General features: G+C 32.6%; 20 protein-coding genes. All 20 read left to right on the top strand.

The window, feature by feature from the left end:
• Nucleotides 1–78 precede the first annotated feature (78 nt).
• A complete protein-coding gene (locus tag LPB03_RS12140; RefSeq protein ID WP_170324226.1) occupies nt 79–1,518 on the top strand; it encodes a RagB/SusD family nutrient uptake outer membrane protein in 1,440 nt (479 codons plus the stop codon).
• 133 nt (nt 1,519–1,651) lie between these two features.
• Complete coding sequence (locus LPB03_RS12135) at nt 1,652–3,160, top strand: FG-GAP repeat domain-containing protein (protein WP_065319865.1); 1,509 nt, start codon at nt 1,652–1,654, stop codon at nt 3,158–3,160.
• A gap of 171 nt (nt 3,161–3,331) precedes the next feature.
• A complete protein-coding gene (locus LPB03_RS12130; RefSeq protein ID WP_065319864.1) occupies nt 3,332–3,808 on the top strand; it encodes a protein-disulfide reductase DsbD domain-containing protein in 477 nt (158 codons plus the stop codon).
• 155 nt (nt 3,809–3,963) lie between these two features.
• Nucleotides 3,964–5,301: a TlpA family protein disulfide reductase gene (locus tag LPB03_RS12125; protein WP_065319863.1), complete on the top strand. Its 1,338-nt coding sequence runs from the start codon at nt 3,964–3,966 to the stop codon at nt 5,299–5,301.
• Nucleotides 5,302–5,322: 21 nt separating this feature from the next.
• Entirely contained in the window at nt 5,323–6,030 is a 708-nt protein-coding gene (locus tag LPB03_RS12120; protein ID WP_139058982.1) for a DUF4397 domain-containing protein, read from the top strand.
• A 1,798-nt stretch (nt 6,031–7,828) separates the two neighbouring features.
• Nucleotides 7,829–8,251: a protein-disulfide reductase DsbD domain-containing protein gene (locus LPB03_RS12110; RefSeq protein ID WP_170324225.1), complete on the top strand. Its 423-nt coding sequence runs from the start codon at nt 7,829–7,831 to the stop codon at nt 8,249–8,251.
• A 385-nt stretch (nt 8,252–8,636) separates the two neighbouring features.
• Complete coding sequence (locus LPB03_RS16780; protein WP_170324224.1) at nt 8,637–8,783, top strand: hypothetical protein; 147 nt, start codon at nt 8,637–8,639, stop codon at nt 8,781–8,783.
• Between the two features lie 776 nt (nt 8,784–9,559).
• Nucleotides 9,560–11,044, top strand: a complete 1,485-nt coding sequence (locus LPB03_RS12100) for a protein-disulfide reductase DsbD family protein (protein WP_083187244.1) — start codon at nt 9,560–9,562, stop codon at nt 11,042–11,044.
• 112 nt (nt 11,045–11,156) lie between these two features.
• Complete coding sequence (locus LPB03_RS12095) at nt 11,157–12,485, top strand: MutS-related protein (RefSeq protein ID WP_065319857.1); 1,329 nt, start codon at nt 11,157–11,159, stop codon at nt 12,483–12,485.
• A gap of 1 nt (nt 12,486) precedes the next feature.
• Nucleotides 12,487–13,815 carry a MutS-related protein gene (locus tag LPB03_RS12090; protein ID WP_065319856.1) on the top strand — a complete coding sequence of 443 codons (1,329 nt, stop codon included), beginning with the start codon at nt 12,487–12,489 and terminating at the stop codon, nt 13,813–13,815.
• Between the two features lie 61 nt (nt 13,816–13,876).
• On the top strand, nt 13,877–14,812 hold the full coding sequence (locus tag LPB03_RS12085) for an ABC transporter ATP-binding protein (protein WP_065319855.1): 936 nt from the start codon (nt 13,877–13,879) through the stop codon (nt 14,810–14,812).
• A 43-nt stretch (nt 14,813–14,855) separates the two neighbouring features.
• Nucleotides 14,856–17,144, top strand: a complete 2,289-nt coding sequence (locus tag LPB03_RS12080) for a Gldg family protein (RefSeq protein ID WP_065319854.1) — start codon at nt 14,856–14,858, stop codon at nt 17,142–17,144.
• A 128-nt stretch (nt 17,145–17,272) separates the two neighbouring features.
• Entirely contained in the window at nt 17,273–19,582 is a 2,310-nt protein-coding gene (locus LPB03_RS12075) for a Gldg family protein (RefSeq protein WP_083187241.1), read from the top strand.
• A gap of 291 nt (nt 19,583–19,873) precedes the next feature.
• Nucleotides 19,874–20,338: a hypothetical protein gene (locus tag LPB03_RS12065; protein ID WP_139058981.1), complete on the top strand. Its 465-nt coding sequence runs from the start codon at nt 19,874–19,876 to the stop codon at nt 20,336–20,338.
• Nucleotides 20,339–20,590: 252 nt separating this feature from the next.
• A complete protein-coding gene (locus LPB03_RS12060) occupies nt 20,591–21,190 on the top strand; it encodes a DUF255 domain-containing protein (protein ID WP_065319850.1) in 600 nt (199 codons plus the stop codon).
• 7 nt (nt 21,191–21,197) lie between these two features.
• Nucleotides 21,198–21,344 carry a hypothetical protein gene (locus LPB03_RS16655; protein WP_157579362.1) on the top strand — a complete coding sequence of 49 codons (147 nt, stop codon included), beginning with the start codon at nt 21,198–21,200 and terminating at the stop codon, nt 21,342–21,344.
• A 540-nt stretch (nt 21,345–21,884) separates the two neighbouring features.
• Nucleotides 21,885–22,730, top strand: coding sequence for an RteC domain-containing protein (locus LPB03_RS12055; protein ID WP_065319849.1), 846 nt, complete (start codon nt 21,885–21,887; stop codon nt 22,728–22,730).
• Nucleotides 22,731–23,293: 563 nt separating this feature from the next.
• The gene (locus tag LPB03_RS12050) at nt 23,294–23,572 is read left to right on the top strand and encodes a helix-turn-helix domain-containing protein (RefSeq protein WP_065319848.1); all 279 of its coding nucleotides are present in this window, start codon (nt 23,294–23,296) and stop codon (nt 23,570–23,572) included.
• 132 nt (nt 23,573–23,704) lie between these two features.
• On the top strand, nt 23,705–24,349 hold the full coding sequence (locus tag LPB03_RS12045; RefSeq protein WP_231953099.1) for a hypothetical protein: 645 nt from the start codon (nt 23,705–23,707) through the stop codon (nt 24,347–24,349).
• Nucleotides 24,350–24,916: 567 nt separating this feature from the next.
• The gene (locus tag LPB03_RS12040) at nt 24,917–25,636 is read left to right on the top strand and encodes a P-loop NTPase family protein (RefSeq protein ID WP_065320136.1); all 720 of its coding nucleotides are present in this window, start codon (nt 24,917–24,919) and stop codon (nt 25,634–25,636) included.
• The last annotated feature ends 60 nt before the right edge of the window (nt 25,637–25,696 follow it).

Below are 25,696 nucleotides of genomic sequence, written 5' to 3'. Positions count from 1 at the left end.
TATACATGACTAAATTTTAGATTAATAAATAAATGTTTAGTTGAATATTATATGTGGTCAAAAAATAAATATAAACTTATGAAAATTATAAATGAAAAACAGCTTTGGGGTATTTCCATAACAAGGTTTAGAATTTGGAAGTCATTTTATGTAACTTTGTTAATAGGTTCTTTTATGGCTTGTGATGATTTTGTTGAGGTGGATCAGCCAAATAATCTACTGACATCCGAATTGGTATTTGAGGATGTAGCTACTATTAATGCAGTTTTGAGAGGCATATATGCTGACTTGCGAGATGGATCCTTATCTGACGACTTAAGTGTCCAATTAGGATTATATACCGATGAGTTGGATTACTTCAATACCCAAAACACTTTATTCGATCATACTATAATAGCATCAGATGGGACTGTATTTAGTTGGTGGGGGGGTGCTTATAATCTAATATATGTTGCTAATGCTGTTTTAGAAAGTGTGGAAAATTCTACATTTATAACACAGGAGAATCAAGATCAATTTAGAGGAGAAGCTCTTTTTATCAGAGGATATGTTTATTCTCTATTAGTTGAGCTTTTTGGTCCGGTACCTTATATCACAAATACCAATTATATAGCCAACACGATAGTGTCACGTAATGATGTTAATGAGGTTTATGATAATATAATTAAAGATCTTGAGGAAGCTTTAGAATTATTAGATAATGATATTTCTGGTGAACGCATCCGTCCATATAAGGCAGTCGTAGAAGCATTGCTTGCAAGGGTTAATCTCTATGCAGAAAACTGGCAAGATGCAGAAGATATGGCATCTAATGTTATTGATTCAGGTGTTTTTGCATTGGAGTCTAATATGGATGAGGTGTTTCTTAAAGAAGCTTCTGGGACTATATGGCAATTTATACCTCCTTCAGTGGGAGAAAATACCAGTAATGCCGAAACGTTTATTTTATTTGCAAAACCAACTAATGTTGCCTTATATGAGTCATTTATAGATGAATTTGAATTTGGCGACCAGCGGTTAGCTAGCTGGGTTGGCAGCATAACTGACGATGGAAATACTTATTATTATGCATTTAAATATAAAGAGAAAGGAATAACTTCTATTTCAAGTGGAAGTAATGAGGATCTGATATCATTTGAATACCCTGTTGTATTTCGATTAGCAGAACAATATTTGATCCGAGCCGAGGCTAGGGCAGAGCTTAACAAGATAGCTGGTGCCCAGTCCGATCTAAATGTGGTTAGAAACCGAGCTGGCCTACGAAATACCATGTCCTCAACAACCCAGGAATTGTTGGATGCTATTCTTCGTGAACGGCGAGTAGAACTGTTTACGGAATACGGGCATCGTTGGTTTGATTTAAAACGTTGGTTTACACTAGAGCGTCCAGAAAACGCTGCTGAAGTACTGACACCTTTAAAACCTAATTGGAAAGATACAAATGTTTTATTTCCAGTTCCGGAATCCGAAATTTTGTTGAACCCTAATTTATTACCTCAAAATGATGGATATCAATAAGTGATTTGTCATTCTCTCGTAAGTAGGAAACTCATGAAAAGAATCTAAAAACTAAACTTAAACAAATTACAAACATACTTTTTAAACTAGCGCCCTCCTTAAGGAGAGAGTTGAAAATAATAAATATAAACTGATGAAAAAAGCAATCTTAACAGTAAATCTATTATTATTCATAATAAGCCAACAAACCCATGCCCAGTCAATTATAAAGAACAAGAATAAAATTACTTTAGGGCCCAATGATTTTCCCGAACTAATCAATGCCAATATACCTGGAGCTCCCAAATTGGGGAAACCCCAATTAATTATGAGTGATTCATTACCAGTAATGAGCGAGGGTCATGGATGGGCCGCTCCAGCAGTCTACGATTGGAATGGTGATGGAAAAAAAGATTTATTGATTGGAGAATTTGGAAGTGGTGTCGAAATCAAAAGGCATTTTGGACATGGTATTCGTATTTATCTAAATGTAGGAACCAATGAGACACCTCAATATAATGATTTTCACTATGCTAAAGGAGCTTATTCAGAAGATATAAACGACTATACCAGTGGTGCTCTACTTTCTATTCATACTTTTTGTTGTTTAGCATTTACCCCGCGATTTGCCGATTTAAATGGTGATGGTTACGAAGATTTACTTTCTGGACAATACACACCTGGATATATTACCTGGTTTCGTGGAAGCGAATATGGGTTTTTACCAGGCTTAAAGCTTGAAGAGATTTATAATTCTAATTCGGTAAATAGGACTTTGCCATCTGTATTTTCATTACCAAGTGACAATCCTGAAAGTATGAATTATTGGATGTATTCTTCAGCAGCCTTTGGTGACTTCGATGATGATGGCGATCAGGACATGATTGTTGGAGGTAGTGCGATACGGTTTAGTGAAAATATAGGAACAAAGTTTAAACCATTATTTGGAAAACGTGAAATATTATTGGATGTTAACGGAGACCCATTAAAAATTAAAGAGATCTCAAAGGAAGAACTAACAAAAGCATATAACCCAGTTTATAAAGACCAATTTGGTTATATGCTTCCTCCTCCATCTGGTAGTAAAAGTACTGTGCCATATGTAGTAGACTGGGACGGTGATGGTGTGTTGGATATTTTGGTAACCTCTCCTTTTATGAATGAAGGTGCAGTAGCAATAACCTTCTTTCGTGGTCTAAATTTCCCTAAACGTATGACGAATGAGAAAAAAGAACTGCGATTTGAACCCGGTATTCCTTTGTTTTGGGCAAAAAATAAAGAGAAAGAATTTCCAGGAACTTGGATTAATGTATGTGTGGCCGATTGGAACAATGATGGCGTGAATGACTTATTGATAGGAACTAATGTGCCAACCTTAAATGGAATTTTTAACCATGAATTAGCATGGCAATGGGAAGCAGATACTGGGATTTACAAAATAAACCCTGCATATTATTCAGATAAAGAAAAAAAAAAAATAGCTAAACATATAAAGAATGCAGAAGAATTTCAAAAAAAATTAGGGATTTCAGAAGATGAAATGGAGAAGAGAAGGTTTCCTACAAAAAGATGGTATTTAAAACATTATTATGGAAATGCAGGATATAAAAATAAAGCATTAGCGCATAAGGGCTATGTCTATATTATGTTGGGAGAAAAATAGGGAGATAGGAGTGTGAAGAAAATGTCCATTAGCAGTTTTTATCGAACAGATAAGGTTGCTTAAAGGTAGATTTATAAAACTTAACAGGTGGATTATTTAGGGAATGGGCTATTCTGCATAGGGAAAAAGTTAAAAAACAGCACATAAAATTGACAATTAAAAAAGGTAAGAATGTTTTATAAAGCACAAATAATAGTTACAGTTTGGTTGCTATTAATTACAACGGTTTCTCATGTAGAGGATCAAACAAGATTCAATACCCCTGTAAGTTATACTATTGAAGCACCAGAAAAAGTACGACTTGGTGAACGGTTTGTTATTACTGTTGCGTTTAGTATTGAACCTAGTTGGTATTTATATGCCCCCATTGCTATAAATACAGATCAAGGAAGAATTCCTACAAAAGTAACTTTTAAAATACCAAATGGATTAAAAATAATAGGCGAATTAGAGTTGCCTGATCAAAATAGATTTTATGATACTTATAGCGGGGACGATGTAAGAATGTCCCAGGAGTTTCAAGTGGAAAAGAATATAAGCTCTGGCAAACAAACCATTAAAGCCAATATAATATACCAAACATGTAATGATGAAATCTGTTACCCTCCAGTAAGGAAAACAATAGATATTATTATTACTGTAGAATAATAAATTAATTGTTATTCCGGAGCCTGTGTCCAACTTGATTGGGTGTAGGCACAAACCTATGAATATTTAATATAAAAAAGAATGATATTTCGATTCCTATAAAATTGAGATTGTATTGAAAACAGTTAAACGAAAAACAAATAAATAAAGTTAACATGAATATTATTGCAAATATAAAAGAAGAAACTATACAAAAATTAAAAATTTTAGTATTGCTGCTCCTTATTTTTTTTACCACTAGCATACAGGCACAAAAAACAAGTGATGGTACTCAAAATATAGAAACGCAATCAGATAAGGACTGGAATGAATTATATTTTGCTATGGCAGCTTATGGTACTGTTGCAGAAGAGCAAGCAGCTTTAAAAGAGAGCGCATTAAAATTACAACAATATTATGATAAGTATTTTAGTAAAAGATCACGATTGGCAAAGGCATTTTTTGAGAACTACCCAGAAGATAAACGTCATGATCAAGCATTAAACTTCTTTTTTGATGTTGGAGCCGAACCTCATTTTATACCAAAAGTAATCTCTGATAGTTTAGAGCAGGTTTTAGCGGCTATTCCTCGTAAAGATCATACAAAATTTAAACGACTGTTACCAGTAGATTATGAAGCATGGAAACAATGGCTAAAAACGGGAGATGATATGGTAGCTAGTGTCATAAATTCAAATTCAAGTTTAGAGCGTAAGGAAGTAGCCGAATTTCAGTTGATAGCCCGCGAGTTTCGTAAAGCGATAAAGTTCGATAATGCCTTGACAAAAGAAAAATCAGAATCAGACTTTTGGAATCGTTTTGAGATACATTATTGGGGATATATTAGACTTCTTTTAGAGAATCATTTTAATAAATATGCAAGTTTAGAAGTGATGCGTGAACGCATCCAAAATATTTTGAGTTTGCTTAAGCACTTTTCTTCTGCGGCCTCTAATGCCTATTGGAAGTATTTTTTTGAAACTACTGGAAGCAATCATCCGCAATCAGACCAACTAGGTATTAAGGCTATACATGAATTGGCCGCAGAAAATGTTGCAGCTATAGATGCCTTAAAAGAAGTAGACTATTCTAAACCTTTAGAGCTGTCATTTACAGCTATGGATGGAAATAGAATTAATCTTGAAAAGATGAAAGGTAAAGTAGTGCTCATCGATTTTTGGGCAACATACTGCAGCCCCTGTATTAAAGAAATGCCACATGTAAGAGCAATGTATGATAAGTACAAAGATTTGGGTTTTGAAGTGATAGGTATCGCTGCAGATAATGATGTAGCCAAAAGTAGAATATCTGATATTCTTAAAAAAACTGGTGCCAATTGGCCACAACGTTTGGATAAGGGATCAGATGTCTCTGTAAGCTTCCATACCTTATACGAAATCAAGGCATTGCCCACAGTTTGGCTTTTAAATAAAGAAGGGGTAATTGTAGATAGAAATGCAAGAGGTGAAAGATTGGAACCACTCATTCGTAAATACTTAGGATTAAAAAATTAATATTAAACAAAAAGTAAAGCTATGAAATCAGTTTTTAAACTATTTATTATAAGTCTGTTTATGTTAACATTCTTATACTGTAGTGACGATAGTAATTTTCATAAAACAGCCACTATTAAGGTAGTCAATTTAATTAATGGAGTTGATAATGTTATAGTAAAGAATGGCTCTTATCCCATTAATTATGCTACAACAGAAGCAAAGGTAGGTTTTGATGAATTTCGGAATTTTTTCATTGAAGAAAGCATCAGTAACCAAGTAGAAGTTGTAACCGAAAATGATACTTTAAACCCTATTTATTCGGAGTCATTGAACTTAAAAGGTATTCACTCGTTATACCTTTCAGGTACTTTTGGAGATGAAGAAGTTTTATTGGTAGGGGATAATTTTAAACAATTTACAGATAGTGTCGTTGGTGTTCGTTTTATTAACTTGTCTAAATCGTCAGGTCCAATAGACATTAGTATTGATAGACAAAATTCAAATGTTATTTCAGGATTGATCTATAGAACTATTTCAGATTATATAGAGTTTCCTGCAAAGAAAGTTGACGGTAGTTACACTTTTGAATTTATGGATAATTTAGGCAATGTGTCTATCACAAATTTTACTATTAACCCATTGGATAAGAATGACGTGTCAGTAAAAAAGAATCTCACGTTGGTTATTACAGAAAGGGAGTTGTTTGGTGGATTGAGATATAGATTTACACGATTTAATAATTATTAATTGGTTTCGTTCGTAATTATAAGAGGAAGTACTTACCTTTCCCTTTTAGTGGACAAGCTAACAAATCATAAAGTGGTAATTTTTAATGAAAGAGCAAATTGATGAGGGGCAAAAAAATGATTTTTAAAAAGAAACATAAAAAAAGTGGTGAGAATTTCTTCTCACCATTTCTACGTTTAGGACACTTTTTTTTCCAATACTGACAGCTATTATTCTTATACTTTATACAAAAAAGTCTTACAAGTGCCAAAAAAAAGTTCTATATTTATATAGATTAAACGTATTACCACCTATTTAAATACTACAAATGTCAAAAGAACTTACAGTATGACATACAATGAGTTACTCTTGAAGAGTTTTAAAGATTGAGAAAACTATACCAAAATATATATTACCTATGTTACAAATATTTACTAAAAAGTTATCCTCGTCTAAACAATTGGGGCTGTGGAGTTTTTAGTAATGAAAACATTACCAATAAGTATGCTTTAGATGAGGCACTAAATGGATAAATATAGCGCTTCCAAAAGATAAGAGCTACTATGCTCCCTTTTTAGATACCAAAGCAAGAAGTATAATATAAACTCGAGAGAAAAAGCAGCTAATAAAGCTATAAAAGTTAATATAGACCCAAAAGAGTCAACATCAAATCTTATTGTGGCAATAAAAGCAAGTTAATGAATTCATTATAAGCTATTAAAGCTTGAAATAATTAATATTAGTCTAAATTCTGGTATGTATTATTTTAAATATTAGCTATAGGTTGGAAGAAATTTGAAAGTTTACCTTTAAAACGAAGCTAGAAAGCTAGTTTATAAGTTTGTATTTTAGGGTGGAAGCTTTTTATTAAAAATGAGCCTAAAGTGGGCACCTTTTTCTAATTTTTAATTATAAGATTATGGCTTATATAAGATAATATTACATGGGCTACATACCTTTTTTGAGCCATATTTATAATATAATTAATACACAAATGGGCCAGTATAATTCTACAAAATGTACTGCCTGAAAATATAGCATTCATTTTTACTAATACACAACGATTATCATTACCGTTATTTTGATACCATATCATTAATAATAATAGATGAGCTATTTGTTTGGGTAGTCTTTCAAGCAAGTTAAGCCTTGATATCTAATATGAAAGCAAAAGTTGGTAAAATAGTTTTCTTAAAATAAATATTTAAAAATTAATAGCTACTCTTTTTTATAGCTTTTTGGTCTTGGTTCTTTTCAAGCGAAGTGCAAAAAGAAATTCCTACGAAGTATAGTCTTTTCTTTTGTTACTTTTTTTTTGTTGCGCAAAGAAAAAGCAAATAATAAAATACAAACCTACTAATACCATTGTGATTGAGAAACAACCGAAGTAGTTGATATCAATAGTTATAAAATTGAAAATCAAGGTTTTGTTTTTTTAATGCAAACAAGACCCACCCTATAATACAAACAAGACCCACCCTTCTTTTATTTTTTGTTGTAGTAATAACAACCAAGTGTTGATTTTACGGCAAGATGAGGAACTAGTATTTTATCCAAAAAAATTCCCAACGCTCTGTGTCGGGGATTTTATTGAAATTGTCATTCCTGTGAAATCACAAGATGCTAGATTCATTGTTAATAAGACAATCAATAAAAAAGGTTAGTAAGTAGTAGCTCCCTTGTTTTACAAACAAGTTTGCATAGTAAAAATATGACAGTGGTAATTACGCTACTTAAAATAACTAATGTTCAATCAATTAATAGTATGAAAATAAATATAAAGAAGCAATGCTGTAGTATATCATTACTACTGTTTTCGATGTTCGCAATAAATGCACAAATCTTAACACCAGCAAAATGGTCAACTAGCGTGTCAAAAGAGAAGATTAAAAAAGGAGACATCATCGAACTGATTTTTAAAATAAAATTGGATGATACTTGGCATTTATATTCCAATGTCCAAAACTATGAAGTAGGGCCAAAGAAAACAGAATTTGAGTTCGAGCCAAACGATACCTACAAGTTAGTAGGCAATATAAAAGCCATAGGCACCAAAACTGAATACGACGACATATTCGAGGTCAATGTCAACTATTTTGAAAAAACAGCAGAATTTCGGCAAAAAGTCAAAATCCTCAAAAGTAAAGCCATCATAGAAGGCACATACAATTACCAGGTATGCACCACAGTAGATGGCAAGTGCATTCTAGGAGACGATGATTTCGAATTTAAAATAAACTAAAATGTCATTCAAAAAAACGTCATTGCGAGGAACGAAGCAATCTCATAAAACAAAGCAGAAATTATAATATAAGTCAAAATCTAAACCGACCTACTTTATTTTTAGTGAGAATTCAAGTTTTATGGAATTCAGAGAACCCAAAGAGCGCAGCGGTCTGGGTTTGAAAATGAAATAAAACGTAGAATTCCAGACTACCAAAACCAAAATATATTTTGGTTGTAGGTAACTCGCGTAGCGAAAAAGTGAGTCTTGATTTTTGAATACTTTTTATCAAGAAAAAGTATTAGAAGAAAAGAATAAGAAAAGAATACAAATGTCATTCCTAACAAAGAAGAATCACATATTAATATAAATCAGAAACAATAATTAATTTAAAACCAATATCATGACAACAAGATCACCATGGCATAGTATTAAACAAGATGTATATCACAATAATACAGACTGCAATACAGGCAACAACACCGAAAGAGAAAATATCAGAATCGGGACAGGAGGAAAATCACTTTGTAAAGAATGTGCTAGGTTATAATAAAATATAACTGTAAATCACTTCATGCATAAAACACTATTGCAAAAGAAGAATTATCGAAAAATTTTCTATGAAAAAGAAAAATATTAAACAACCGTCATTGCGAGGAGGTAACGACGTGGCAATCTCATAAAACAAAGCAGAAATTATAAAACAAGTAACAATCTAAACCCGACCTATTTTATTTTTTGTAGAAATTCAATTTCTATGAAGCGGTAGAATCCAAAGCATGTCCTCAACTTGATTGGGGAAGCTTGCGGTCTGGGTTCGACTGAGGAATACTATGTAGAATTCAAGAAAAATAAAAGTAAGTCTTGATTTTTGAATACTTTTTATCAAGAACTGCGAAGCACATCATGAATTCCGCTAAAAAATGAAATGAGTGAATAAAAAGTATTAGAAGAAAAGAATATGAAAATAAAACAAATGTCATTGCGAGGAGGAAACAGAGCTTGTATCGAGCGGAGTCAAGATCATGCAATCTCATAAAATAAAAAGAGAACAATAAAATAAGTCACAATCTAAACCGCCATAGAATCTGGCAGACGAGTGTCAAATATTTGAAGATTGCGTAAAAACAAAAGCTGTCTGACACTGACTAAAAGGAAGTGGAGTTCTTTTGTTTTAGAAATCAAAAATCAATTTGACCGTCGAAGATTCAGGGCTAGATTTTTTTGTTTCTTTTTTGATCAATGCAAAAAAGAAAGGAACAAAAGAATAAAAGATTACTTATATCAACATCAAAAAGTTGAACAATTAAAAAGAAATAAAAAACAATGCAAGAACTTTGGTCTTTCTCAATACTAGCATTCGGTTCAGGGCTAGCAGCCCTTTTAACCCCCTGCGTATTCCCAATGATCCCCTTAACAGTCAGTTTTTTCGGAGACAAAAACACTCAAGATAATACAACAACCAACAAAAAATCCGGAATCAAAAAAGCATTTTTATATGGCTTTTTTATCATAGCAATCTATGTCGTAGCAGGTACGATAGTAGCAAAAATAAATGGTCCCGAATTCGCAAATTGGTTAAGCACCCATTGGGTGCCTAACGTATTGTTTTTTGTCATATTCATCATTTTCGCCATGTCCTTTTTAGGCATGTTCGAGCTCACATTACCCAATAAGTGGATCAACAAAATGGACGGACTCAGCAACAAAGGCGGCGTCTTAGGAGTGTTCTTTATGGCATTCACATTAGTCCTAATTTCATTCTCCTGTACAGGGCCAATAGTAGGAAGTGTTTTGGTCCTCTCTGCAGGAGGAGCAGTTATTAAACCAATTGTAGGTATGTTTGCCTTTTCACTGGCACTAGCCCTACCCTTTACACTATTTGCAGCCTTTCCAAAGTGGTTAGAAAAATTACCAAAATCAGGGGGCTGGTTACAAGAAGTAAAAGTGATACTAGGTTTTTTCGAGTTGGCATTGGCATTGAAATTTTTAAGCATTGCAGACCAAGTATACCATTGGGGCATTTTAGATAGAGAAATCTATTTGGCCTTATGGATTGTCATTTTTTCTTTACTAGGTTTTTATTTATTAGGCAAATTACGCTTACCACATCACGCAGAAAGTAAAACAACCTCCGTACCAAAATTATTGATGGCAACATTGATCTTTAGTTTTGTGGTGTATTTAATCCCTGGTATGATAGGCGCACCTTTAAAAGCACTATCTGGCTATTTACCACCACTAACCACACAAGAATTCGTTCTCCAAGAGAATAACCTGTCAAACAATGGACTCGCAAAGGTTTCTCCCCTTCGGGGAGACGGAAGAGGGGATTGCCCAGAACCATTATACGCAGACCTATTACACTTACCACACGGGCTACAAGGTTATTTCGATTTAGACCAAGCCAAAAAATGTGCAAAAGCACAGAACAAACCCATATTTATAGATTTCACAGGGCACGGTTGTGTCAACTGCAGAGAAATGGAAGCCAGAGTTTGGAGTGACCCTAGAGTATTAGAGATCTTAAAAAAAGAATATGTCGTAGTGGCATTGTATGTAGATGAAAAAACAAAACTACCCAAAGAAGATTGGTATGAATCAGAATACGATGGTAAAACCAAAAAAACGATAGGCAAGCAAAATGCCGATTATCAAATTACAAAGTTTACCACCAACTCACAACCATTATATGTATTAATAGATCACAATGAAGAAGTATTAACAACACCAAAATCCTATGATTTGGACGTCAATAATTTCATTGCCTTTTTAAAATCCGGAGTTAAAAAATATAAAGAAAAAGTATAAAAAAAACGTCATTGCGAGGAACGAAGTAATCTCAAAATGAAAACAAAAATCATAAAACCAATACAACAAGCAACCATATAATAAAATTAAGGAGCCTATTTAAACACACACTATGATATTTAAAGTAGACAAACAAACAATTACCGATCTTAAGATTGTTAGTGACGATAGAAGTTCAGACATTTATGAACTGTTCAATCGCACAAAAACAGTGGGTGGCGCTAAAATTTTAAAAAAGATGTTTCTGTGTCCTATCTCAGAAGCAAATGCCATCACAAAACGCTTACACACCATAAAATACTTCAAAGACACCAAGGCTTCATTTCCTTTTAAAAATGAAACTTTTGATACTATAGATTTTTATTTAAGTGATCCAGATGAACGTACCCTATTGACCACCCATGGAAATGACCTACAACATAAAGTATGTCATTTGTTAGGAGCTGATACAGAATTTCAAAAAATTCACAAAGGAGCAGTAGCTACCCTTCAATTTTTGTTAGATCTTAAAGCATTCATTGTAACCATAGAAAAAAAAGAAGAAACAAAGACACTTCAAGAAGATGTACAAGCAGTTGCTAAAATTTTAGAAATCCCAAAACTGGCATTTTTAAATACCATAAAACAAACAAGCAAACTTTCCTATGTCAAAACAGCGGAGCTTGATCGCTTGTTTCGATTCACCCTTAGAAAAGACATTTTAAAACTACTCAACTACGCTTTTGAAATTGATGTCTATATCACCGTTGCAGAAGTTTCCAATGATTTGGGATTCAATTTCGCAGAAATAGATCCTTCAGAAGAAAATAAAATAGAGCTCGTAGGTGTCTATCATCCTTTAGTTCCCAATGCCGTTTCTAACAACGTTCTCATCACCGAAGAAAACAACATGGTTTTTCTCACAGGTGCTAATATGGCTGGAAAATCCACCTTTATGAAAACCTTTGGAATTGCAATTTATCTAGCACACGTAGGTTTTCCAGTACCTGCTAAAAAAATGGTCTTCAGTGTCCAAAACGGGATGTTCACCACCATCAATCTTGCTGATAACTTAAATATGGGTTTCAGTCATTTTTATGCAGAAGTTGCTCGGGTTAAAAAAGTAGCAGAAGCAGTAAATGAAAACGAACGATTGATCATTGTTTTTGATGAACTCTTTAGGGGTACCAATGTAAAGGATGCCTATGAAGCAACCGTTGAAGTAGTTAATGCACTTGCCAATAAACGCAAATGCACCTTTATCATCTCCACACACATCATTGAAGCTGGTGAAGATTTAAAAGCAATCCGAGACAACATCAAGTTTTTATACCTCCCAACAAAAATGAAAGGCAAGGTGCCACAATATACCTATACCATTGAAGATGGGATTACCAGCGACCGTCATGGAATGCTAATTATTGAAAATGAAAGAATTTTAGACATCTTAAAAGCAACTTAATATGGGATTCATTACAGACAAACAAACAATGGACGATTTAAACATTCTAGGACGTTATAAAAACAACTCCATCTTTAGAGTGTTTAACAATACCATTACCAGTGGCGGTGGACGTCTTTTGGAAAACATGTTTCAACATCCCTTAACCAATATTGCCGACATCAATGCTAGAAAAGAGAAATTTTCATTTTTTGAAAAACTACAAGTAGCGTTGCCATTTAATTCAAAAGAAATTGAAATTGTTGAATACTACTTTAGAAATCCAGCATCTAAAAACAAGCTAACAGCTACAACAAATCTTACAAAGATCAAGCTGATGAACTACGTTTTTTATGACAAAGAATACACTACCATTCGTGATGGATTGGAAAAAACCATCCAAGTGTTTTCTAAGTTAAAAGTTGTTCTAAAAAGGATTGAACAAGAATCAAAAAACACCTTTTACCATGCACAAGCAAAAAAAATGACTAACCTGCTCAACCATAAAAGTCTTGAATTGGCTTGGCAATGCGTAGGAGTACATCCTTTATCATTGAAACAACTTCTAAACCTAGATTTTATTTTTAGAGGAGTACTCTATAATGAGTTTATAGACCTGTTGAATGAATTGTACAAGATGGATGTGTACATCAGCGTGTCAGATGTGTCAAGAAAACGAAAGTTTGTGTATGCAAAAGCAGTAAAAAAAGAAGAAAAATACATCGATATAAAACAAGGGTATCATCCTTGTATTCCAGAAGCCATTGCCAATGATATTTACATTGGTAAAGACAAGCATGTGTTTTTCTTAACAGGTGCAAACATGGCAGGGAAATCTACCCTTATGAAATCCTTTGGAGTGATTGTCTATTTGGCACATATGGGGTTTCCTGTAGCAGCAAAACAAATGACCTTTTCATTGCATGAAGGCATCTACACCTCTATCAATGTACCTGACAATATAGACAAAGGCTATAGCCATTTTTATGCAGAAGTAGTCCGTGTAAAACATGTAGCACAGCAAGTGGCTACCAACAAACAACTGGTCATCATTTTTGATGAACTGTTTAAAGGTACCAATGTAAAAGATGCTTCTGACGGAACTATTGCCATCGTAGATGCCTTTTCTAAAAGAAATGGGGCTTTTATCATTTCAACTCACATTATGGAAGCTGGAATCACTCTTGGAGAAAACAATGATCGTTTATTTTTTAGATACCTGCCTACCATTGTTAAAAATAATGTCCCCACCTATCCGTATGTATTAGAAGATGGAATTACCGATGACAGGCAAGGAATGATGATTATTCAAAATGAACGGATTATTGAGACGATTAATGGGGGGAGTTAAGAGGCAAGAGTAGAGAGTAGAGAAACAAGAATAAAGAGATAACAAGAAATAAAAAATAATTATGACAACTAATATTGTAGAAATCCAAGACTTATCGCATCAATATTCAAAAGATTGGGCGGTAAAAGAAGTGAGTTTTAACATCAAATCTAAAGGGATTTTAGGTTTATTAGGCTCTAATGGAGCTGGTAAATCTACTACCATGAACATTTTATGTGGGGTGATCAATCAAACCCAAGGCACTGTATTAATCAATGGTATTGACATGCAGAAAAATCCGGTAGAAGCTAAAAAACTTATTGGATTTTTACCACAAAAAGCACCGCTATATTTAGATTTAACGGTTGATGAATATTTAACACATTGTGCGCACATAAGGTTAATGCCTGAAAAATCAATCAAACAAGCCTTAGAAGAAGTAAAAGAACGTTGTGGTATTGCTCATTTTAGCAAGCGATTGTTGAAAAATCTTTCTGGAGGGTACCAACAACGAGTTGGAATTGCACAAGCAATTATTCATAAACCACTATTGGTAGTACTTGATGAGCCAACCAACGGGCTAGATCCTGTCCAAATATTAGAGGTACGAAAACTCATCAAAGAAATTGGAAAAGAACATGCGGTCATTTTTTCTACCCACATTTTATCAGAGGTACAGGCTGCTTGTGATGATATTAAAATGATTGAAAAAGGACGGATGGTCTTTGAAGGTACGGTTGCAGAATTTGGAAACTACCAAAGACCAGACAGTCTACTAATGACAATGGAATTACCACCAAATAAGGAAACTTTAAAAGCTATTTCGGGAGTGTTGGAGGTAGAAGCCATCGATGGTAAAACCGTTAAAATACAATTTGATACGAATCAAGATATTACCGAAAACCTAATTTCAGAAAGTGTGAAGAATGGGTGGCGTTTAACGGGAATTCATTTGGAAAAAAGTTCGTTGGATGATGTGTTTGCTCAATTATCTCAAAAAGATGCACATGCGAATTAAAAAAGGTGCGATACAATGATTAATTTTTTATAAAAATATATAAATGAAAACGACATTAAAAATAGCACGTAACGAATTAAGTACGATGTTCTATTCTCCCATTGCTTGGATTGTACTAATTATTTTTACCCTTCATGCTGGAACCGTATTTACAAGTCTTTTAGTCTCTTTTTTAGAACGAATGGAGTTAGGGGAGTTTTTCTCTCGTTCTTTAACAAAAGAAATTTTTGCAAGTTCATACTGGCCAGAAAATTTATTTAAATCAGTTACTAGCAATTTGTTTTTCTATATTCCTTTGTTAACCATGGGGCTTATTAGTAAAGAATTGAGTTCTGGGTCTATTAAACTAACCTTATCCTCTCCTGTTAATTTTCGTCAGCTCGTATTGGGAAAATATTTGGCAATGGTCATTTATAGTCTTGTGTTGATTCTTGTATTGGTACTCGTAATGATTGCTGGTGGAGTTGCAATTGAATCGTTAGATTATAAATTGGTTATATCAGGACTTTTAGGAGTCTTTTTATTAGTATGTACCTATTCCGCTATTGGTTTGTATGTTTCTAGTTTTACATCCTATCAGATAGTTGCAGCAATTGTTACCATGGCAATTATATTGGTACTCTCAAGTATCGGGTGGCTTTGGCAAGAAATACCAGTAGTCAGTGAAATTGAGTTTTGGTTGGCATTGAACTACCAGGTAGGTGAAATTTCTATAGGACTTATCAATAGCAAAACCGTATTTTACTTTTTAATCATCATTGGGGTATTGATTACCTTTACCATATTAAAACTCTCTAATAAATGGAAAAGCAAATCTAAAGGTAAAATTCGTTTAGAATACGCATTGGTACTAGTAATAGCATTTGGTATTGGTGCTTTCTCCTCAAATCCGTATAACATTGCCTATTACGATATGACTAGAGGGAAGACCAATACCATCAGTCCAGAATTACAAGAGGTGGTTAGCAAACTAAAAGAGCATCCTTTAAAAGTAACCTTTTATGCCAATCTTATTGACCAATCAATGATGTCTTCGGGTACACCAAGATCTAAAAATAATAACTATAGATACATATTTGGTAAATACACCCGTTTTTTACCGCAACTAGAAACGGACTATGTGTATTATTACGATACCATTCCTGCAGCATCTATGGAATATGAAAACAAAGAAGGGTTGTATGGTGAAGCATTGGCTAAAAGAAAAGCAAGGGCTTATGATATCGATTTTGACAGGGTATTGCCTCCAGAGGAAATACGAGAAATTGTGGACCTAAATGATGAAGAAAACCAATACCTGACCCAAATAACTTACAACGGCAAAAAAGCATTCTTGCGTTTTTTTGATGATACTCCTCATGTGCCTTTTGATTTACAAATAGGGGCGTCGCTAAAGCAATTGGTTACAAAAGTACCCAGCGTCGGTTTTTTAACAGGACATGGAGAACGGAATTTAGATCAAAATAAAACAGACTATGGACGACATACTATTGGAAAGAACACCAACCGGAACTCCTTATTAAATCAAGGTTTTAAATTTGAATATGTTTCTGTTGAAGAGAATGACATTCCAAAAAGAATAGATATTCTAGTTATTGCAGATGTTAAATCTCCGTTCACCAAAGAAGAGGAAGAAAGAGTAGCTAAATATATAACTAACGGAGGTAATACCTTAATCATGGCAGAACCTACTAATAGAGATTATATAAAGTCAATTGTAAATAAATTAGAAGTAGATTTTATTCCTGGAGAACTTACCCAAAAAAATAAAGGAATGGTACCTAGCTTTATCGTTGGAGAAATTCCAAAAGAGGTAGATAAAAAACTCCTATCTCATAGTTGGCAATACTATAAAACACGACCTATTAATCTTCCGGGTGCTGTGGGCTTTTCGTATCTAGAATCTGGGAAGTTTAAAAAATGGCCTTTACTATTAAGTGAGAAAGAAACATTTTTGCAAAACCTCAACGAAGATTCTTTAGCCGTTCCAACAATATTAAAAGAATCAATTCCTTTAGCAGTAGGCTTAGAAAGAAATGTGAATACGAAGCAGCAACGTATTATGATCATGGGAGATGCTGATTTTATGAGCAATGCCCAATATACATCAAGCAGTAGGTATAGTCTTAACCATAGCTTTATTCCACTACTCTTCAAATGGCTTTCTAACGATGAATTCCCTCCAGAAGTTGGATTTCCAGCAGCTATTGACAATCAATTTAAAGTAAGTAAAAAAGGACTTTCTTGGATAAACATTGTTTTAGTATGGATTATTCCAGGGCTTTTGTTACTAGTAGGAGCAACACTTCTACTAATTAGAAAAAGCAAATAGGACCGAGCGTTAAAAAAAGTTTTAATAAAACTTTTAGTGAAGGTGTTATCACACGAGAAGCTGTTAAAACTAGGCAAGACAAGAACGTTTAGATAAAAAAGTAAATTAAAAAAATAAACAATATAAAAATGAAAACTATATTTAGAATAGCCCGTTTAGAACTAAACACCCTCTTTTATTTTCCCATTGGTTGGTTAGTCTTGGTGGTTTTTTCCATTCAAGGAGGAAATAGGTTAACAAACATTCTTAAACATCAGGTGTTTAGGGTAGAATCGTGGGGCGATAACGCTGTCAATAACCTAACAGCTTCTATATTTTCTAGAGCTAGTAACCAACAATTCTTTTATAGCATTGCAGATAATTTATTTCTTTTTATTCCTATATTGACTATGGGGCTCATCAGTAAAGAACTCAGTAGTGGGTCTATTAAATTACCACTGTCCTCTCCAATCAATTTTCACCAGCTTATACTAGGAAAGTATTTGGCGATGGTAGCCTATTGTTTTATACTCATACTATCGTTAGCTACCTATATGGTGACGGGGCATTTTATTATTGACACCCTAGATTATACGTTGATGCTCTCTAGTTTGCTTGGTATATTTTTATTAATCTGTACCTACTCGGCAATTGGGTTATTTATTTCCAGTTTAACTTCCTATCAAATGGTAGCAGCTGTTATTACAACTGCTATTATGGTGTTAATTAATTTTATAGGGAATTTATGGCAAGATGTTCCCTATATCAATGATATTGTTTATTGGTTGTACTTAAACCATAAATCGTCAGAAATTGTTTCGGGTCTTATTAGCACCCAAAGTGTTAGCTACTTTTTAATTATCACTGGAGTATTTATAGCGGTTACCATTATAAGACTTTCCAATAAGAAGAAAGGAAAATCTAAGCTTAGAAACCTTCTAGAATATAGTGTGGTTTTACTATTAGCTACAGGCTTAGCTTCTTTTAGCTCGAACCCTTATAATATCAAGTTTTATGATATGACTAGAGGAAAACACAAAACGTTGAACAAGGAGATCCAAGCAATTACAAGCCAACTGAAAGAACATCCCTTAAAAATCACCTTTTATGTAAATATTTTAGATATCTATACCGCAGGTTCTGGACTGCCTAAGCATTATAATAAAAATTATAGAGTATTCCATCAATTCACCCGGTTTTTACCACAATTAGAATTAGAATATGTTCATTTTTATGATACCATCCCACCAAAATCCCAAGTGTATAGAGATAATCCTGGACTCTTTGGTAAACCATTAGCTAAAAAAATGGCAGCTGCTTATGGTCTTGATTTTGAAAACATTCTAAATCCAGCAGAAATTAAAAAAATGGTGGATTTAAGTGCCGAAGAGAATCGCTATGTAACTCAGGTTAGCTACAATGGTAAAAAAGAGTTTTTACGCTTGTACAATCCACCAGGCACCTATCCTAGTGTAGAAAATATAGCAGCAGCGTTTAAAAAATTAACCACCAAAGCACCAAAAGTAGGAGTTGTAACAGGGCATGATGAGTGTACACTTTCTAAAGGAGATGAAGGCTATAATCAAGTTTTATCTTCACGAGAAGATGATAGTTCTTTATCAAACAATGGATTTAAATTTGAGTATGTTGCTGTGGATACAAATGACATCCCAGAAGACATAGACATTCTGTTAATTGCAGATCCAAAAAGTACCTATACTGCAACAGGGCTAAAACGAATTGCCAATTATATAGCAGAAGGTAAAAACTTATTAGTACTAGCAGAACTAGAGAATAGAAAATATTTAGCCCCTATTGTAAATCCGTTAGGAATCCATTTTGTTCCAGGAAAAATAACCACCCAAAAAAATGTAAACTTAGTAGATACACATATTAAAGGATTGGTTTCAGCAGAATCTGTCTCTAGATTTAAAGAAAGAGGATGGGAAAGAAGAGTGAATAGTAGAATTGGCTTTACAATGCCCATGACAGGAGCAGTAGGGATGTCTTATAATAATGAAGGAGGTTTTGAAAAATGGAACCTTCTGGTTACAAGAAAAGAAGTAAGTATAGAAAAACTGGCTACAGAAAAGGGTAGTTTATCAATGCCCAATTTATCTGAGAATCCGATTTCTTTAGCGGTAGGATTGGATAGAATGGTGGGCAACAAACAACAACGCATTATGATTGTTGGAGATTCAGAATTTATAAGTAACGGTGAAAGATTATACAATGGCAATCAGTATAACTCAGGAAGATCTATAGGGCCTAGAATATTTAAATGGCTAGCCAATGATGAATTTCCAATTAGCTCAAGACATAAAACATCATCAGAGGATCATACTTTAAATTTAAACAGAACAGGGCTTTCGTGGTTGATGCTGATTTATATGGTTTTAATCCCAGGGGTTTTAACGGTAATTGCAGTTGTCTTTTTAGGAAGAAGAAAAGGAAAATAATATGCAATCTAAAATAGATACCCACGAGAAACATAAAATAAAGTTAGCAGAAGCTTTTTGGGACAGCTACCCTAAAGATACATGTCGTCAAGCTGCTTTAAGAATTTTTGTTGGTGCTAATTTCTATTTTATTTTAAAAAAAAAAAATAGACAGCCTGCAAAGCATATTGGTAAATATTCCCCGAAAAGAGGGAGCTCGTTTTATGCGAACCTTACCAATAGATGAAAATAGAAAAGTCGTGAACTAAAAAAGAAAAGAATAAAAAAAATAAAACCAAGAACCATAAAACAATGCGCTTTCAAAAATTAATGATAATTTGTACATTAATAATATCTCTAAACCAAGGTTATACTCAAAATAAAGAAAAAGCCAATTGGTATAGTTATGCCTCTAAAACATCCGTAAAAATTGGTGATGAAATAGACTTGTTTTTTAAAGTAGAGATTGCTCACAATTGGTTCATCTATGCCATTAATCAAAAATCAACAGTACTCCCATCATTGATTGCAAACTTCAAACCAAAAAATTGTGAATTAATTGGAGAACCCAAATCATTAGAAGAAGTGACTATAATTAATCAAACAACGCAAGAATATGCAAATCTATATTCGGGGATAAGTGGTGGCTTTAAACAACGGATTAAAATTACGGGCAAACACCCTACAATACATACAATAATAAACTATGCGCTTGTTTCATTAGATACAGGAGAATATGAGCTAAAAGAGAAAAAAATAAACATTAAGATAGAATAAAAGGATAAATATGCTGTTTTACACAATTATAATTTTAATATGCATCGCACTCGTATTATTAATTTGTGCAGATGCAGATCCAAATCAGTAAAAAAGTTAAAAGAAAAGGGAATTGAGAAACTGTTATGTGCCATAGCAGAATATAATAGAGTTTGTAGACTATTATCTCATTCCCTTTTTAAAAATAAATGTCATTGCAAACGAAGTAAAATCGTTTATTAAAAAATTAAATTAATAGAACAAAGTATCATTATGAATCCTAATGTATCATCTGCAGGAATGGTAACAAATTCATTTAACAATATTAACAAACCACAAAATCCTGAGAATACGAAAATAGAAAACAATGTATGTCAAAATCTTTTTCCTCAAAAAATATTTTTGCAAAATGGTTTAGAAGGCTATTACAATATAAAAGATGCAAAAAAAATTGCAAAAATGCAGAATAAGCCCATTTTCATACGATTTACAAATATAAGATCGAAGAACTGTAAAAAAATGAATGCTAAAATTTGTAAAGATATACGAGTACTTGAAGTTCTAAATAAGTATTATGTGGTAGTAGTATTATGTGTAAGTAATAAAGAGAAACTCTCAAAAAAGGAGTGGTATAATTCTAAATATGACGGAAAGTTAATAAGAAGTGTAGGGCAACAAAATGCTGATTATCAAATTACACAATATTTTAACAACATCCAACCATTTCATGTATTAACAGATGCAAACGATACCTTATTAGCACCTCCTAAAGGATTTGATTTAGATGTAAATAATTTTATTTCATTTTTAGAAAATGGAGCAAAAACATTTATAAAAGCGAACATAAAAGTATTAGAAGAGGTTTTAGAATAATTAAAAAATGAATCCAACAAAATCAGAAAAAGAAGAAAATGACGAAATCTTACTTGATAGAATGTACTTAACATTAAGTCCGTTCGATATCATTCTATTATCGTATGGTATTCCAGACTTTAAAGAAATATCTAAAAATAAAGAAAGACTTTAAAATAAAAGTAAGGCTTGATTTTTTGTTACTTTTTATCAAGAACAGTAAAGCACATCATGAATACCTGAGAATAACAGCGCATGCATATAAAAGTAAAAAAACAAGATAATTAACAAACTAGATATGATATAAAAAAGAAAAAGCAGTACCAAAAACCATTTAAAGAACGGATATTAATTGCAAAAACTATGAAAAACACGCTAGTGCTTTACCTTAATATTCCTTTTCAAATGGCTAAGAATATTTAAAAGTAAGTGAAAAGATAATGAGTTTTTTTGTTTCACCATTATAGTGTTTGAATTAGTTTAAACTCACTTTTTTTTATTCTTATTTAGAATTCTTGAGTAACTCAAAAAAGTGTCGATTTTGTGCTATGGATGAACATTTATTTGAGAGTATTTAATCACCCCCGAGATTATGTCTTATTCAAGAATTCTTTTAACAAAACACGTGAGTATCCATTTTAATAGTTAACGGATATATTAGGGTACTCCGTGTTTTAAAAAATGAAAAAGAAAAAGAAAATTCCCAAAAACTGTTTTGAAAAATTGCTATAAGCTAATCTATGAACTGGAGCATAATCTTAAAGTTTTAAAATGTAAAATAAATAATCTGCATTGTCTTTCAGAACAAAGCATTTTATTGTGTAAATCAGCATTAGAAAACTTAAGAAATAGCTTTAAAGAATATACATTTAAAAGTAAAAAAGAAGAAATTGAATTCTATAAATACATAAAACCAAAAGTATTTAGCTACTTAATCTTTTATGTAAAACAATTACAAATAGAAAGCAAACGCTCTATAGAGGGTAAAAAAGAACAAATAAAATACTTAAAAAAATACATTGCAAAACTTCAAACGTATTTCAATAATAATTTAGAATTCTATCATTATTTCAAAAGCAATGCAGCGCATTTAGATGAACAATATTTCTTAAGAGAAAATAAATCCTTGCGCATAAATATTGAAGAACACTATTTCTTTACTGAAGATGAATTTTCAACAAGTCATGACAGTTCTGTAGCAACCATCATGGCATACATAAAATTAATAGAATATCTTAAAAATGAAATTGATAAATTGAATAATTTACATCAAAATGTGAACCCCATCAAACCACTTCAAAAAGAAAACCAATTAAACTGGACAGGCTCAAAAACAGATTTAGTAGAATTAATATATGCATTACAAAAAAGCGGTGCAATAAATAATGGAACAGCTGATGTAAAAGAAATTGCATCGACCCTTGAGCAACACTTCAATATTAATTTAGGGAATTATTACCATACGTTTATGGAAATAAAGTTAAGAAAAAACATCACCACCAAATTCATCGAAAAGCTAAAAGAATCACTCATTTTACGCATTAAAGAATCAGACGAATAAATCTATAGTTACCCCCAACTTGGGAAAACTATTTAATAGTAATTCCCCAAGTAATTTAGTCTATTATTTAAAGTAAAACACATCTAATACCTATAAAAACAAAAATCTAAAAATCGTTCCCTCCTTGGGAATACATATAGAATAAATTCAAACAAACTACTCCATTTTTGCCAAACGAAAGTCAAATCGAGACAAAAGAGACCTTTTGTCGAAGTCCCTGCGAAAGCGGGGATCTTTTGATATTAACTTGTAAATTTAAAAACATTTCACAATGGCAGCAACAATCATCACCACAGAAGATCTTTATATCTTCAAAGAAGAATTATTAGAAGACATTAAATTAAATAAATCTGAAAACCTATTAAAGTAACTATCGACCTATTTTATTTTTAGTAAGAATTCAATTTTTATGAAACGGTAGAATCCAAAGAGCTTGCGGTCTGGATTCGTTAGTGGAATAAAAAGTAGAATTCTATAAAAATAAAAGTGAGTCTTGATTTTTTGTTTCGTTTTTTATCAAGAAAAAATGAAAGAATAATATGTAATTTAAAAAATAATCAAAAATGGCAGCAACAATCATTACCACAGAAGATCTTTATATCTTCAAAGAAGAATTACTAGAAGACATCAAAGCAATGATCAATCATCAATCAGGTTTTGCACCAAAAAAATGGTTAAAATCTCCAGAGGTCAGAGATTTATTAAGCATTTCTCCAGGAACATTACAAAACTTAAGAATCAATGGTACACTCCCCTACTCTAAAGTTGGAGGAGTTATCTACTACGATTACGAAGAAATTCAAAAAGTACTAGAAGAAAACCGCATTCATAATAAATTCTAAAGTTAAAAACCTCTGTCACTTCGAGTGATTTTACTGCCCTAATGAGCTTAGCGAATTAGGACAGTAAAATAATATCGAGAAGTCCATGCTATGCAAAATGTAAACTACATAAAACACCTAAAAGGAGTCTTCATGCAATTCTCAAAAGACAATCGCTTAAACCCAACCCATATAAGCCTATACATTGCCTTATTCCAAAAATGGAACAACAATCGATTTTTAGAAATATTTTATATCAATAGAGAAGAAATGATGAGTCTATCAAAAATAGGATCTAAATCAACCTATCATAAATGCATAAAAGAATTAAGTCACTGGAAATACCTCGTTTATTATCCCTCTCACAACCCGTACAAAGGCAGCAAAATCAAGATGAACAAATTCGGGACAAGTACTGGACAAGCTCTGGTACACAACAGTACCAATATCGAGACAAGCAGTGGACAAGCACTGGTATCTATTAATAAACATATACAAACTAATAGAAACAATAAAAACGTTATTAAACTTGACCAGCCAAAAAATGAAAAAGAAGTAATTACTTTTTTTAAAAAAGAAAACTGGCCAATAATCGAAGGGCAAAAATTTTACAATCATTACCAAGGCATTGGTTGGAAAGTGGGTGGAAAAACAAAAATTGTAAATTGGCAAGCCACAGCAAAAAACTGGATGATAAAAGCAGAAGAAATCAAAGAAAATCAAAACCAAAAATCAGTTAGCCAAAACAGGGACAACCTCAAAACAACTAAAAACAAAAATTACAACGAACCACTCTAGCGTCATTGCGCGGAAGCACGACAAAGCAATCTCATCAAATTGAAAACAACTATGATTATACCAAAACCAAAAATCATAATCGTCGGTTTCATAACCCGGTGGTCAAATAAATATTTTTCGCATTTGAAAACGAATTAATTTAAAATACCTAAAACCATAAATGAAACAGAATCACAACCGACCTATTTTATTTCTCTTCAGAATCTAAACCGCCATAGGATTTGCAGACGAGCGTCAAATATTTGAAGATTTCGTAAAAACAAAAGCTGTCTGAGCAGAGCGAGTTCTTTTGTTTTAGAAATCAAAAATAAATTTGACCGTCGAAAATCCAAGGCTAGATTTTTTGAATACTTTTTCATCAATGGAAAAAGTATTAGAGAAAAAAGAAAAAGTAGAATTCAAAACTACCATAAACAAAATATATTTTGGTTGGTAACTAGCGTAGCTAAAAAATAAGTCTTGATCTTTTGTTTCATTTTGTTTCAAGACAAAATGAACAATATAAAATTAAGAAAAAGTATTAGCAAAAAAAAATCTGCCATTCTTGCGCAGGCAGGAATTAAAAAAATGAATACAAAAACGCCACATATCATTCAAGAAGGAATCCTAGAATATAAATTAGGCGAACTCAAAGGCAATAGGATTCACTATGATTTTGAAAAAATGTTAATATACCTAGATGCAAAGGGCAAACTACTATTTGGCAAAAACTTTAAAATGCATAAAGAAGATGAAGCGATTTTATATAAATTGTGTACTTATTTTATTCGAGACGTTGAAACCTGCAAAAAATTAAAAATAGACCCAAACAAAGGAATACTATTATCGGGTCCAGTAGGATGTGGAAAAACAAGCCTAATGAAACTATTACCACACATAGTACCTCATCAAAAAACCTACAATGTAATTCCAGCAAGAAACATAGCATTTGAATTCAATAACAAAGGCTTTTCAATTATAGAACATTATGGCAACAATAACTATTACTGCTTCGACGATTTAGGAGTAGAAACAACCGGTAGACATTTCGGAAAAGATTGCAACGTAATGGGAGAAATTTTGTTATCAAGATATGATTTATTCCTAAAAACAAATGACTTTCAAAGTGTCATTTCGAGCGCAGTCGAGAAATCCCATAATTTTAAAAATAGAATACTTACCCACGCCACCACAAACCTCAACGCCAAAGAATTAGAAGAACGATATGGTATTAGAGTACGTTCCAGAATGAGACAGCTTTTTAATTTAATTGCTTTTGACCAAAAAAGTATAGACAAAAGAGTTTAGAATAGTAATTAGTTATGTTTTGTATCATATCAGTGAGTTTTAAGCTCTCCTCGTTACTAT

It is taken from the genome of Polaribacter vadi (assembly GCF_001761365.1).
Taxonomy (GTDB): domain Bacteria; phylum Bacteroidota; class Bacteroidia; order Flavobacteriales; family Flavobacteriaceae; genus Polaribacter; species Polaribacter vadi.
The sequence above is the reverse complement of the archived record's forward strand: the minus strand, read 5'-3'. Positions and strand labels throughout refer to the sequence as shown.